Raw genomic sequence first — 12,784 nt, forward strand, 5'->3', positions numbered from 1 at the left:
AAAAAGCATAGGGTGGCGTGCAAAAAGGTGAGCAAGTGCAAATTATTGCGAACCTGATGCTTGAACTCGGCGCAAGGCTTCCCCATATAGGAGGCAGTCTTGCGCAAATTGTGCTGTCTGTGCCCCGGATGGGGGATGTGCGGCTCGACGCGACCAATGTGCGCCGCTATAATGTCGCGTCATATTTTCTCATCACAAAGACAGTCGTTGTCTTTATAAACAGGAAGACTCCGGGCTTTGCCCAGGGGTAATAAAGGGTCAGCACACAGTGCTGAGTTGAACGAGGTAAAAGAATGCAAGTTTCTGTAGAGACAACCCAAGGTCTGGAACGCCGTCTTACCATCACTGTACCGGCTGCTACCGTTGACGCTGCCGTGCGTAAAGAATTGAATGGCCTGGCCAAGACTCGTCGCATCGACGGTTTCCGTCCTGGCAAGGCTCCGGTTGCCATCATCAAGAAGATGTTCGGCGCCATGGCCCATGCCCGCGTTGCCGATGAAATGATGCAGAACAACTTCATCAAGGCCATCATCGAGAGCAAACTGAGCCCGGCCGGTGCGCCGACCATGGATCCGAAAGAGATCAAGGAAGGCCAGGATTTCGAATTCACCGCCACTTTCGAAGTGTACCCGGAGTTTGAAGTTGCCGGTCTCGAGAGCATCAAGGTTGAGAAGCCGGTTGCCTCCGTCAAGGATGCCGACCTGGCCAACATGATCGACACCCTGCGCAAGCAGCACGCTACCTGGTCTGACGTCGATGCCGCTGCCGCCAATGGCATGCGTGTCACCCTGGACTTCGTCGGTTCCATCGACGGTGAAGAGTTCGACGGTGGCAAGGCTGAAGGTTTCACTCTGGAACTGGGCGCCGGCCGCATGATCCCTGGCTTCGAAGACGCCATCCTGGGCAAGAAAGCGGGCGACGAGTTCACCATCGAGGTGACTTTCCCGGCTGACTACCACGCCGAAGCCCTGAAGGGCAAAGCGGCCAAGTTCGCCTCCAAGCTGAACAAGGTTGAAGAGCAGGTGCTGCCTGAGCTGACCGAAGAGTTCGTCAAGCGTTTTGGCATCGAGAGCGGCAGCGTTGAAGAGCTGAAAGCCGAAGTGCGCAAGAACATGGAGCGCGAACTGGCTCAAGCCCTGAAAAACAGCGTGAAAGAGCAAGTGCTGAACGGCCTGGTTGAAGCCAACCAGATCGATCTGCCGAAGGCTGCCGTTGCCCAGGAAATCGACACCCTGCGTCAGCAAGCCCTGCAGCGTTTCGGTGGCTTCCAGGGCGGCAACGCTCCCGAGCTGCCGGCCGAGCTGTTCCAGGCGCAAGCCGAGCGTCGTGTACGCGTCGGTCTGCTGCTGGGTGACGTCATCCGCACCAACGAGATCAAGGCTGACGACGCCCGTGTGACCAGCATCATCGAGTCCATGGCCACTGCCTACGAAGATCCGAAGGAAGTGATCGAGTACTACCAGAAGAACGAGCAGATGCTGAACGGCGTTCGTAACCTGGCCATCGAAGATCAAGCCATCGACCTGATCCTGTCCAAGGCGCAAGTGACCGAGAAAGAAGTTGCCTTCGACGAAGTGATCAACAAGTCCGGTGCCGCTGCCTAAGAACATTTGACTTAAGGTCAAAACTGTTAAGTATAATGGCTCGTGTGATCTCCACTCGGGCCATTTTATTTTAGGGACAATGCCTTATGTACAAGAACTATAACGATGTGACTGAATCCCCACGCAATGCGCTCATCCCTATGGTGGTCGAGCAGACGGCGAAAGGGGAGCGTTCCTACGACATCTATTCCCGTCTGCTCAAAGAGCGGGTGATCTTCCTGACCGGTCAGGTTGAAGATCACATGGCGAATCTGGTGGTGGCTCAGCTGCTGTTCCTGGAGTCCGAGAACCCGGATCAGGACATCAGCATCTACATCAACTCGCCGGGTGGTGCCGTCACTGCGGGGATGTCCATCTATGACACCATGCAGTTCATCAAGCCGGACGTCAGCACCGTCTGCATGGGGCAGGCCTGCTCCATGGGCGCCTTCCTGCTGGCCGGCGGTGCCAAGGGCAAGCGTTTCTGCCTGCCTAACGCTCGCGTGATGATCCACCAGCCGCTGGGCGGCTTCCAGGGCCAGGCATCTGACATCCAGATCCATGCCCAGGAGATCCTGAAAATCAAGAATACCCTGAACGATCGTCTGGCTTTCCATACCGGACAGGACATGGCCACCATCGAACGCGACACCGACCGTGACAACTTCATGTCGGCCGAGCAGGCCGTGGCCTATGGTCTGGTTGACGGCATCCTGAGCCAGCGCGGCTGAGCAGGGTATCCCGTCCTGTTGTAAACTCAACAGGACGATCCATCCTCTATTGATAAAACGAGGTCGCTGAATGACAGAGAAACGCAAGGGTGAGGGCGACAAGCTGCTTTATTGCTCTTTCTGCGGCAAAAGCCAGCATGAAGTGCGTAAGCTGATCGCTGGCCCTTCCGTCTACGTATGTGATGAGTGTGTCGAGCTGTGCAACGACATCATCCGCGAGGAGATCCGCGAGATCTCTCCCAAGCGCGATGGTAGCGAGCTGCCGACCCCTCATGAAATCCGCGCCCATCTGGACGACTACGTGATCGGGCAGGAGTACGCCAAGAAGGTGCTGGCAGTTGCCGTCTACAACCACTACAAGCGTCTGCGCAGCGGCAGCGAGTCCGGTGGTGTGGAGCTTGGCAAGTCCAACATCCTGCTGATTGGCCCGACCGGCAGCGGCAAGACCCTGCTGGCCGAGACGCTCGCCCGTCTGCTGGATGTGCCCTTCACCATGGCCGATGCCACCACCCTGACCGAAGCCGGTTATGTGGGCGAGGACGTGGAGAACATCATCCAGAAGTTGCTGCAAAAGTGCGACTACGACGTGGAGAAGGCCCAGCGCGGCATCGTCTACATCGACGAGATCGACAAGATCTCTCGCAAGTCGGACAACCCCTCCATCACCCGCGATGTCTCCGGGGAAGGGGTGCAGCAGGCACTGCTGAAGCTGATCGAGGGCACCATCGCCTCAGTGCCGCCGCAAGGGGGCCGCAAGCATCCGCAGCAGGAGTTCCTGCAGGTTGATACTTCCAAGATCCTCTTCATCTGTGGCGGCGCCTTCGCCGGCCTGGACAAGGTGATCGAGCAGCGTTCCGTCAAGGGGACCGGCATAGGCTTTGGCGCTGACGTCAAATCCAAGAATGCCAAGGCGACCTTGAGCGAGAACTTTGCCAAGGTGGAGCCGGAAGATCTGATCAAATATGGTCTCATCCCCGAGTTCATCGGTCGTCTGCCGGTAGTGGCAACCCTCACCGAGCTGGACGAAGCGGCCCTCATCCAGATCCTGAAAGAGCCGAAGAACGCGCTGACCAAGCAGTACGCTGCGTTGTTTGCCCTGGAAGAGGTGGAGCTGGAGTTCCGCGACGACGCCCTGAACGCCATTGCGCGCAAGGCGATGGAGCGCAAGACAGGTGCCCGTGGTCTGAGATCCATAGTCGAAGCCGTGTTGCTCGACACCATGTATGACCTGCCCTCCCTGGAAGGGGTCAGCAAGGTGGTGATCGACGAGACGGTGATCAAGGGGGACTCCGCGCCCCTGATGATCTACGACAATCCCGAGACACAGGCCGCTGCGTCAGAGTAACTGACTGATTTTTAATCACATAAAGGGGCATTTTGCCCCTTTCATGCTTTTTACGGCCAAGGCGATTGAATCTCATCTTTGCGCCCCCATATACTCAGCCAAGCGCTTTGCCAACGGTATAACAAGCCGAGAGGACATATATGAACCTAGAGCGTTCAGAACGCATCGAGATTCCCGTCCTGCCTCTTCGTGACGTGGTGGTTTACCCCCACATGGTCATTCCACTCTTTGTGGGGCGGGAAAAATCCATTCGCTGTCTGGAAGCGGCCATGGAGCAGGACAAGAAAGTCCTGCTGGTGGCCCAGAAGGATGCGTCAACTGACGAGCCGACGGTGGAGGAGATCTTCTCCGTCGGGACAGTAGCCAACATTTTGCAGATGCTCAAGCTGCCTGACGGCACCGTCAAGGTGCTGGTGGAAGGGGGCCAGCGTGCCCGTCTTGAGCGGATGATCGATGACAAGGACTTCTTCGTCGGTGAGGCGCAGTACATAGCGTCTGCCCCCATCGAGGAAAAGGATCAGGATGTGCTGGTGCGCTCCGCCATCGGCCAGTTTGAAGGCTACATCAAGCTCAACAAGAAGATCCCGCCCGAGGTGCTGACCTCGATCTCGGCGATCGACGATGCGGCGCGCCTGGCTGACACCATGGCTGCCCACATGCCGCTCAAGCTCGAAGACAAGCAGAAGGTGCTGGAAATCGCCTCTGTGTCCGAGCGCATCGAGTTTCTGATGGCCATGATGGAGTCGGAGATCGACCTCTTGCAGGTCGAGAAGCGCATCCGCTCCCGGGTCAAGAAGCAGATGGAGAAGAGCCAGCGGGAGTACTACCTCAACGAGCAGATGAAGGCCATCCAGAAAGAGCTGGGTGAGCTGGAAGACAGCCCGGACGAATTCGAAGCCCTCAATCGCAAGATTGACGAGGCGGGGATGCCGGACGATGCCCGTGAGAAGGCCCTGGCCGAGCTTGCCAAGCTGAAGATGATGTCCCCCATGTCCGCCGAAGCCACAGTGGTGCGCAGCTATGTGGACTGGATGGTGCAGGTGCCGTGGAAGGCCCGCTCCAAGGTCAAGAAAGATCTCGCCAAGGCACAAGAGGTGCTGGATTCAGATCACTATGGCCTGGACAAGGTCAAGGATCGCATCCTCGAGTACCTGGCGGTACAGGCACGGGTGAACAAGCTCAAGGGCCCCATCCTCTGTCTGGTCGGGCCTCCCGGTGTGGGCAAGACCTCGCTGGGTCAGTCCATTGCCAAGGCGACCGGTCGCAAGTACGTGCGCATGGCGCTGGGTGGCGTGCGTGACGAAGCTGAGATCCGCGGTCACCGCCGCACCTATATCGGCTCCATGCCCGGCAAGCTCATCCAGAAGATGGCAAAAGTCGGCGTGAAGAACCCGCTGTTCCTGCTCGACGAAATCGACAAGATGAGCTCGGACATGCGCGGCGATCCCGCGTCTGCCCTGCTGGAGGTGCTGGATCCCGAACAGAACAGCAGCTTCAACGATCACTATCTGGAAGTGGATTATGACCTGTCGGACGTGATGTTCGTGGCCACCTCCAACTCCATGAACATCCCGGGTCCCTTGCTGGACCGGATGGAAGTGATCCGTCTGTCCGGTTACACCGAGGACGAGAAGCTCAACATCGCCAAGCAGCATCTGCTGGCCAAGCAGATCCAGCGCAACGGTCTGAAAGAGTCCGAGATCACCATCGAGGATTCTGCTCTGGTCGGCGTTATCCGCTACTACACCCGCGAGGCGGGGGTGCGTAGCCTGGAGCGCGAGATCTCCAAGATCTGTCGCAAGGCGGTCAAACGCATCCTGCTGGACAAGAGCATCAAGCATGTTCAGGTCAATCAGGAGAACCTCAAGGAGTTCCTCGGGGTACAGCGTTTCGATTACGGCAAGGCCACCGATCAGAACCAGGTAGGCCAGGTGTGCGGCTTGGCGTGGACCGAAGTGGGGGGCGATCTGCTCACCATCGAGACCACCAACGTGCCGGGCAAAGGCAAGCTCACTTATACCGGTTCACTCGGTGATGTGATGCAGGAGTCCATCCAGGCCGCCATGACGGTGGTGCGGGCCCGTGCCGAGAAGCTGCGCATCAACGCCGACTTCTACGAGAAGCGCGACATCCACGTGCACGTGCCGGAAGGGGCGACCCCGAAAGACGGCCCGAGCGCCGGTATCGCCATGTGTACCGCCCTGGTCTCCAGCCTCACCGGCAACCCGGTGCGTGCCGATGTGGCCATGACGGGGGAGATTACCCTGCGCGGCGAAGTGCTGCCCATCGGGGGTCTCAAGGAAAAACTGCTGGCGGCTCACCGTGGCGGCATCAAGCGGGTGCTCATCCCGAAAGAGAACGAGCGAGATCTCGAGGAGATCCCGGACAATGTCAAACAAGACCTTGAAATTTATCCGGTTCGCTGGATTGATGAGGTGCTTGCACTGGCGTTGCAGGACAATCCGCAGGGTTTCGAACGCGTTTCTGTCGTGTAAATGTTGATGCGCCGCAAATTTGGCGCATTCGGGGGGTGGTTAAGGCTTGCATGCGCCGGATAACGGAAGTAGCCTTGACCACCGATCGGGTACTCATGATGAGTCGCAATGCGTGATGTGGCGCGGGTTTGCGCCAGATTGTCACTTGCAACTGATCAGGAGGCTTGTTATAAAACCTCCACTTGTTGTGGCCAGGGAAATCAGTGCCGCAGCGATGTTCGATAAAAGGGGAATATAAGAGTGAATAAATCTCAACTGATTGACAAGATTGCAGACGGTGCTGATATCTCCAAAGCTGCCGCTGGCCGTGCGCTGGATGCTTTCATTGACGCCGTGGGTGAAGCCCTGAAAGAGGGTGACCAGGTTGCTCTGGTTGGCTTCGGGACTTTCGCCGTGCGCGAGCGTGCCGCTCGTTCTGGCCGTAACCCGCAAACTGGTGCGACCATCGAAATCGCTGCCGGTAAAGTTCCTGCCTTCAAAGCCGGCAAGGCCCTGAAAGACGCGGTCAACTAAGCCGGGCGCTGATTCTCATCGGCTCCGACCTTGGTCGCTGACCAGACAAGTGAGAGGGCTCTCCCTCATACTGATTGACCAAGGCGCATCGCATTCGGTGCGCCTTTTCATTATTCATGCCCATCGAGTTCGGGAGCATAAGTACAAACATGATGTTGGATAAACTACGCGAAGGGGCGCAGGGCAAGGTAGCCAAGGTTATCTTGGGCCTGATCATCCTCTCCTTTGCCTTGGCCGGTGTAGGCAGCTACCTCAATGGCCCGGCACGTACCGCCCCCGCTACCGTCAACGGCAATGACATCAGTGCCCCCGCACTGGAGAATGCCTATCGCAACGAGCGGGCCCGCATGGAATCCCAAATGGGTGAGGCCTTCAACCAGCTGGCCGCCAACCCCGACTACATGAAACAGTTCCGCCGCGGCGTGCTGGACAGGCTGATCGATCAGGCGCTGATCGATGACAAGGCCCGTCAGCTCGGCCTGCGGGTCAGTGACGAGCAGATCAAGCAGGCCATCGTGGAGATGCCGGAGTTTGCCGAGGACGGCAAGTTCAACAACGATCGTTACCTGCAGCTGATCCGTCGCGCCGGCATGACCCCCGAGATGTTCCGCGATTCCCTGCGCCAGGACATGGTGCGCCAGCAACTGATGGGCGCCCTGCTGGGCTCCGAGTTCGCCCTCAAGGGCGAGGCCGAGCAGCTCGACAAGCTCTATAACCAGACCCGGGACCTGCGTCTGGTGCGCCTGGCTGCCTCCGCCTACATGGGTGAGGTCGAGGTGAGCGACGCCGAGGTGGATCAGTTCTACAAGGCCAATAGCGGCCGCTTCATGAACGACGAGAAGGTCAAGGTCGACTACCTGTTGCTCGATGCCGCCAACCTTGGCAAGAACATCAAGGTGACCGAGCAGGATGCCCAGGATTACTACGATCAGCACCAGGACCTGTTCCAGCGTGCCGAGCGTCGCCAGGTGGCACACATCCTGATCCCCTTCGGCAAGGATGAGAAGGCGGCCCAGAAGCAGGCCGACGAGCTGCTGGCCAAGGTCAAGGGCGGTGAAGATTTCGCTACCCTGGCCAAAGCCAACTCCAGCGATACCTTCTCTGCCAAGAAGGGCGGCGAACTGGACTGGTTCGAGAAAGGGGTGATGGATCCAGCCTTCGAGCAGGCTGCCTTTGCGCTGGCCAAGGCGGGGGATCTCTCCGCTGTGGTGAAGAGCCCGTTCGGTTTCCACATCATCAAGCTGCTGGCCGTCGAGCCTGCCAAGACCAAGCCGTTCGTGGATGTGATAAGCGAAACCATCACCCGTCTGCAAGCGGACAAGGCCAAGGAGCTGTTCTTCGCCGAGCAGCAGAAGATGGCCGACAGCAGCTTCGAGAACCCGGATTCGCTGGACTTGACCGCCGAAACCATGGGTATGAAGGTGGTCTCGACTGATTACTTCAGCCAGGCCGATGCCCAGGCACCGCTGAACGATCCCAAGGTGCTCTCCGCCGCCTTCTCCGAGCAGCTGCGCGATGACAACACCAACTCCGACGTGATCGAGCTCGCCGATGGCAAGGCGCTGGTGCTGCACATCATGGGTCACCAGCCCAAGGCGGCCAAGCCGCTGGCGGAGGTGAAAGACCAGGTGATTGCGGCCATCAAGCACGACAAGGCCAGTGAAGTGGCTCGTGGCAAGGCGCAGGGTCTGCTGGACAAGCTGAAGGCTGGCGAGAATATCCAGGCCGAGCTGACCGCGCTGGGTCTGAAGGTGGAGAATCATGACGGGGTAGCCCGCTTCGCTCAGGATCTGGATCAGAACCTGGTTGCTCAGGCGTTCCGCATGCCTCATCCGAGGACGGCAAGCCGAGCGTCGAGCTGGTGACCGAAGCCAATGGCGACCGCGTGGTGGTGGCCGCTGGACAAGGTCAACTGTGCCAAGGAGCCGTCCCGGCATGGCCAAGCTGCTGCAAGGCCAGCTGGGTCAGGGCAAGGCCCAGGTGAGCTACAAGTCTCTGATCGACGAGCTGCGCAAAGCTGCCAAGATCGAGTACTTCACCGACGTGGAAGCGACCGTCGAGTAATCGACCACTCGCAACCCATTGAAAACGGCCCCGTGATGGGGCCGTTTTTTTTATCTGCGAGGCGCTGCTCGGCAAGCGCGGGCGGGCTGGGGAAGGGGACATGCACCCTGATCCTGGCAGGGGATAAGCCGGATAGGGCATAACAGCGGCCCCCATCCTCAGCCCTTCTCTCGCAGTGGGAGCCGCTCGCAGAGGGGGCTGAGAGGCATAAAAAAACCGGCGCCACTGGCGCCGGTTTCATGATGGAAGACCCGGGGGGTTACACCACGCCCTGACTGCGCAGGTAATCCTCGTAGGTGCCGCCGAAGTCGCGGATACCGTTCTCGGTCAGTTCCATAATGCGGGTCGCCAGGGACGACACGAACTCACGGTCGTGAGAGACGAAGATCAGGGTGCCTTGGTACATCTCCAACGCCAGGTTCAAGGATTCGATGGATTCCATGTCCAGGTGGTTGGTCGGCTCATCCATGATCAGGATGTTGGGACGCTGCATCATCAGCTTGCCGAACAGCATGCGACCCTGTTCGCCACCGGAGAGCACCTTGACCGGCTTCTTGATGTCGTCCTGGGTGAACAGCAGACGACCCAGCACAGAGCGTACCGCCTGCTCGTCTTCGTTGGCCTGTTTCCACTGGGCCATCCAGTCGAACACGTTGAGATCGGTGTCGAAATCGTCGGCGTGATCCTGGGCGTAGTAGCCGATCTGGGCGTTCTCGGACCACTTGATGGTGCCGCTGTCCGGTGCCAGCTCGCCCATGAGGGTCTTGATCAGGGTGGATTTACCTATGCCGTTGGTACCCAGGATGGCGACCTTCTCGCCCACTTCCAGCATCATGCTGAGGCCCTTGAACAGCGGCGCCTCACCATAACCCTTGGACACCCCTTCCACTTCTAGGATGTTGCGGTACAGCTTCTTGTCCTGCTCGAAGCGGATGAAGGGGTTCTGACGGCTGGAGACCTTCACTTCCTCGATCTTGATCTTGTCGATCTGCTTGAGGCGGGAGGTGGCCTGGCTCGACTTGGAGGCGTTGGCACTGAATCGGGAGACGAAGGATTGCAGGTCGGCAATCTGGGCCTTCTTCTTGGCGTTGTCGGAGATCAGACGCTCGCGGGCCTGGGTGGCCGCCGTCATGTACTCGTCGTAGTTGCCCGGGTAGACGCGCAGCTCGCCGTAGTCCAGATCCGCCATGTGGGTGCAGACGGAGTTCAGGAAGTGACGGTCGTGAGAGATGATGATCATAGTGCTTTCACGATCGTTGAGCACCTGCTCCAGCCAGCGAATGGTGTTGATGTCCAGGTTGTTGGTCGGTTCGTCCAGCAGCAGGATGTCGGGGTTGGAGAACAGCGCCTGTGCCAGCAGCACCCGCAGTTTCCAGCCCGGAGCCACTTCGCTCATGGGGCCGTTGTGCAGCTCGATGGGGATGCCGGCACCCAGCAGCAGCTCGCCGGCACGGGCCTCGGCGGTGTAACCGTCATACTCGGCGACCAGGCCTTCCAGCTCGGCGGCCTTCATGTAGTCGTCGTCGGTCGCTTCGAGGTTGGCATAGATGGCATCGCGCTCGGCGATGGCGGCCCACAGCTCGCTATGGCCCATCATGACCACGTCCAGCACGCGCATCTCTTCGTAGGCGAACTGATCCTGGCGCAACTTACCGATGCGCTCGTTGACGTCCAGGCTCACATTACCGCCAGTGGGCTCCAGATCGCCGCCGAGGATCTTCATGAAGGTGGACTTGCCACAGCCGTTTGCGCCTATGAGGCCGTAGCGGTTGCCGCCGCCAAACTTGACGCTGATGTTCTCAAACAGCGGCTTGGCGCCGAACTGCATGGTGATGTTGTTGCTGCTTAACAAAGGAGATGTCCCAGGTTGTCTGTCAAATGGCGCGCATTATGGCACAGATCCCCCGAAAGTTTTAGCAAGAACTGTGATCGGGGCCCATTGCACCGGGGGCCAGTTGGCGAGAAAGCCGCCACTTGCCGGGAGGGCGGGAAAGGGGAGGCGAAGGTGAGGCCCGGAATAAGAAAAGCCGGCACAGGGCCGGCTTTGGGGCGGTCAGACAACCTTAGTGGGCGGAGGCGCCGGAGGCACCGAGCCCGGTCTGGGAGCGGACGAATTGCGGGAAGAACTTCTGGTGTTCCTCGCTGGCGTTCTGGGACTTGTCGGTGACCGAGAAGAACCAGATCCCGACGAAGGCCAACCCCATGGAGAAGAGCGCCGGGTACTCGTAGGGGAAGATAGCCTGGGCATGGCCCAGCACCTTCACCCACACGGTCGGGCCCAGGATCATCAGGGTCACTGCGCTGATGAGGCCCAGCCAGCCACCATAGACGGCGCCGCGGGTGGTGAGGCGGGACCAGAACATGGAGAGGAAGAGCACCGGGAAGTTGCAGCTGGCCGCGATGGAGAAGGCCAGGCCCACCATGAAGGCGATGTTCTGCTTCTCGAACAGTATGCCCAGACCGATGGCGACCACACCCAGCACCAGAGTCGTCATCTTGGAGACGCGCAGCTCGTCGGCTTCGTTGGCCTTGCCTTCCTTGATGACGCAGGCATAGAGGTCGTGGGAGACCGCAGAGGCGCCCGCCAGGGTCAGCCCGGCAACCACGGCGAGTATGGTGGCGAAGGCCACGGCGGAGATGAAGCCGAGGAACAGGCTGCCACCCACGGCGTCGGCCAGATGGACGGCGGCCATGTTGGTGCCCCCCAGCAGGGCGCCGGTGGCATCCTTGAAGTCCGGGTTGGTGCTGACCAGCAGGATGGCACCGAAGCCGATGATGAAGGTCAGGATGTAGAAGTAGCCGATGAAGCCGGTGGCATAGAACACTGACTTACGGGCTTCCTTGGCGTCGCTCACGGTGAAGAAACGCATCAGTATGTGGGGCAGACCGGCGGTGCCGAACATCAGGGCCAGCCCTAAGGAGATGGCGGAGATGGGATCGGCCACCAGGCCACCCGGGCTCATGATGGCGGCGCCATTGGCATGGACCTTGACCGCTTCACTGAACAGGGCACCGATGTCGAAGTTGACGGACTTCATCACCATGATGGCCATGAAGGAGGCGCCGGAGAGCAGCATGACCGCCTTGATGATCTGGACCCAGGTGGTGGCCAGCATGCCGCCGAACAGCACGTAGAGCACCATCAGTATGCCGACCAGCACCACGGCCACATGGTATTGCAGGCCGAACAGCAGCTCGATGAGCTTGCCGGCACCCACCATCTGGGCGATGAGGTAGAGGGCTACCACCACCAGGGAGCCGCTGGCGGAGAGGCTGCGTACCGAGGTCTGTTTGAGGCGGTAGGAGGCGACGTCGGCGAAGGTGTACTTGCCGAGGTTGCGCAGCCGCTCTGCGATCAGGAACAGTATGATGGGCCAGCCCACCAGGAAGCCGATGGAGTAGATGAGGCCGTCATAGCCCGAGGTGTAGACCAGGGCGGAGATGCCGAGGAAGGAGGCGGCGGACATGTAGTCACCGGCGATGGCCAGACCGTTCTGGAAGCCGGTGATGCGACCGCCGGCCGCATAGTAGTCGGAGGCCGAGCGGTTGCGCTTGGAGGCCCAGTAGGTGATGAAGAGGGTGGCGGCCACGAAGGCCACGAACATCACTATGGCCGAGATGTTGAGGGGTTGGCGTTGCACCTCGCCGGTCAGCGCATCGGCCGCCAGCAAGGGAGTGGAGACCAGGCCGGTGAGCAGCAGCAGAGACTTGCCTTTCATGATTGCACTCCCTTGAGAATCTTCTGGTTCAGCTCGTCAAATTCGCCGTTGGCCCGGAACACATAGATGCCGGTCAGCACGAAGGAGGAGACGATGAGGCCCACGCCAACCGGGATGCCGCGGGTGATGCTGGAGCCTTCGCTGAGCGGGGTGCCGAGCCAGCCCGGGGCGAAGGCGATGAGCAGGATAAACGCCAGGTAGAGCCCCAGCATCAGGATGGAGAGGGTCCAGGCGAAACGCTGGCGTTTGCTGACCAGCTCCTTGAAATTGGGATCTTGCTGGATCCTCAGATAACGTTGCTGTTCCATTGCAGTTCTCCGTGACGGTTGTGTCA

9 protein-coding genes and 1 pseudogene are annotated in these 12,784 nt (G+C 59.5%); 7 read left to right on the forward strand and 3 right to left on the reverse strand.

Going from position 1 to position 12,784, the window contains the following annotated elements; all coding sequences use genetic code 11:
- The first annotated feature begins 17 nt into the window (after positions 1-17).
- From ACF2JD_RS08840 to ppiD, 7 genes and pseudogenes are all read left to right on the forward strand, one after another.
- Positions 18-251 (forward strand): hypothetical protein, encoded by a 234-nt coding sequence (locus ACF2JD_RS08840; protein ID WP_395948498.1) that lies wholly within the window; start codon positions 18-20, stop codon positions 249-251.
- Positions 252-293: 42 nt separating this feature from the next.
- Entirely contained in the window at positions 294-1,604 is a 1,311-nt protein-coding gene (gene tig / locus ACF2JD_RS08845) for a trigger factor (protein WP_106886931.1), read from the forward strand.
- An 86-nt stretch (positions 1,605-1,690) separates the two neighbouring features.
- On the forward strand, positions 1,691-2,314 hold the full coding sequence (clpP, locus tag ACF2JD_RS08850; protein ID WP_005324106.1) for an ATP-dependent Clp endopeptidase proteolytic subunit ClpP: 624 nt from the start codon (positions 1,691-1,693) through the stop codon (positions 2,312-2,314).
- A 70-nt stretch (positions 2,315-2,384) separates the two neighbouring features.
- Positions 2,385-3,659 (forward strand): ATP-dependent protease ATP-binding subunit ClpX, encoded by a 1,275-nt coding sequence (gene clpX / locus ACF2JD_RS08855; protein ID WP_005324108.1) that lies wholly within the window; start codon positions 2,385-2,387, stop codon positions 3,657-3,659.
- Positions 3,660-3,799: 140 nt separating this feature from the next.
- Complete coding sequence (gene lon / locus ACF2JD_RS08860; RefSeq protein WP_043130769.1) at positions 3,800-6,154, forward strand: endopeptidase La; 2,355 nt, start codon at positions 3,800-3,802, stop codon at positions 6,152-6,154.
- Positions 6,155-6,394: 240 nt separating this feature from the next.
- Positions 6,395-6,667: a nucleoid-associated protein HU-beta gene (gene hupB, locus ACF2JD_RS08865; protein WP_005315375.1), complete on the forward strand. Its 273-nt coding sequence runs from the start codon at positions 6,395-6,397 to the stop codon at positions 6,665-6,667.
- Between the two features lie 149 nt (positions 6,668-6,816).
- Positions 6,817-8,731: pseudogene (gene ppiD / locus ACF2JD_RS08870) on the forward strand (peptidylprolyl isomerase).
- 259 nt (positions 8,732-8,990) lie between these two features.
- On the opposite strand, the gene ACF2JD_RS08875 reads toward ppiD, so the two are convergent.
- The 3 genes from ACF2JD_RS08875 to ACF2JD_RS08885 form a co-directional block, all read right to left on the reverse strand.
- Complete coding sequence (locus ACF2JD_RS08875) at positions 8,991-10,583, reverse strand: ABC-F family ATPase (RefSeq protein WP_106886930.1); 1,593 nt, start codon at positions 10,581-10,583, stop codon at positions 8,991-8,993.
- Positions 10,584-10,794: 211 nt separating this feature from the next.
- Positions 10,795-12,450: a cation acetate symporter gene (locus tag ACF2JD_RS08880; protein WP_106886929.1), complete on the reverse strand. Its 1,656-nt coding sequence runs from the start codon at positions 12,448-12,450 to the stop codon at positions 10,795-10,797.
- Complete coding sequence (locus tag ACF2JD_RS08885) at positions 12,447-12,758, reverse strand: DUF485 domain-containing protein (protein WP_106886928.1); 312 nt, start codon at positions 12,756-12,758, stop codon at positions 12,447-12,449. The genes ACF2JD_RS08880 and ACF2JD_RS08885 overlap by 4 nt, the downstream gene beginning before the upstream one ends.
- Positions 12,759-12,784: the final 26 nt, after the last annotated feature.

The organism is Aeromonas ichthyocola (assembly GCF_046087985.1).
GTDB classification, from domain to species: Bacteria; Pseudomonadota; Gammaproteobacteria; order Enterobacterales; family Aeromonadaceae; genus Aeromonas; species Aeromonas rivipollensis.

What these genes read in the sequence shown, in the direction of transcription:
- lon (WP_043130769.1), top strand. Translation starts at nt 3,800, where the DNA reads ATGAACCTAGAGCGTTCAGAACGCATCGAGATTCCCGTCCTGCCTCTT.
- ACF2JD_RS08880 (WP_106886929.1), bottom strand. Translation starts at nt 12,450, where the DNA reads ATGAAAGGCAAGTCTCTGCTGCTGCTCACCGGCCTGGTCTCCACTCCC.
- tig (WP_106886931.1), top strand. Translation starts at nt 294, where the DNA reads ATGCAAGTTTCTGTAGAGACAACCCAAGGTCTGGAACGCCGTCTTACC.
- ACF2JD_RS08885 (WP_106886928.1), bottom strand. Translation starts at nt 12,758, where the DNA reads ATGGAACAGCAACGTTATCTGAGGATCCAGCAAGATCCCAATTTCAAG.
- clpP (WP_005324106.1), top strand. Translation starts at nt 1,691, where the DNA reads ATGTACAAGAACTATAACGATGTGACTGAATCCCCACGCAATGCGCTC.
- clpX (WP_005324108.1), top strand. Translation starts at nt 2,385, where the DNA reads ATGACAGAGAAACGCAAGGGTGAGGGCGACAAGCTGCTTTATTGCTCT.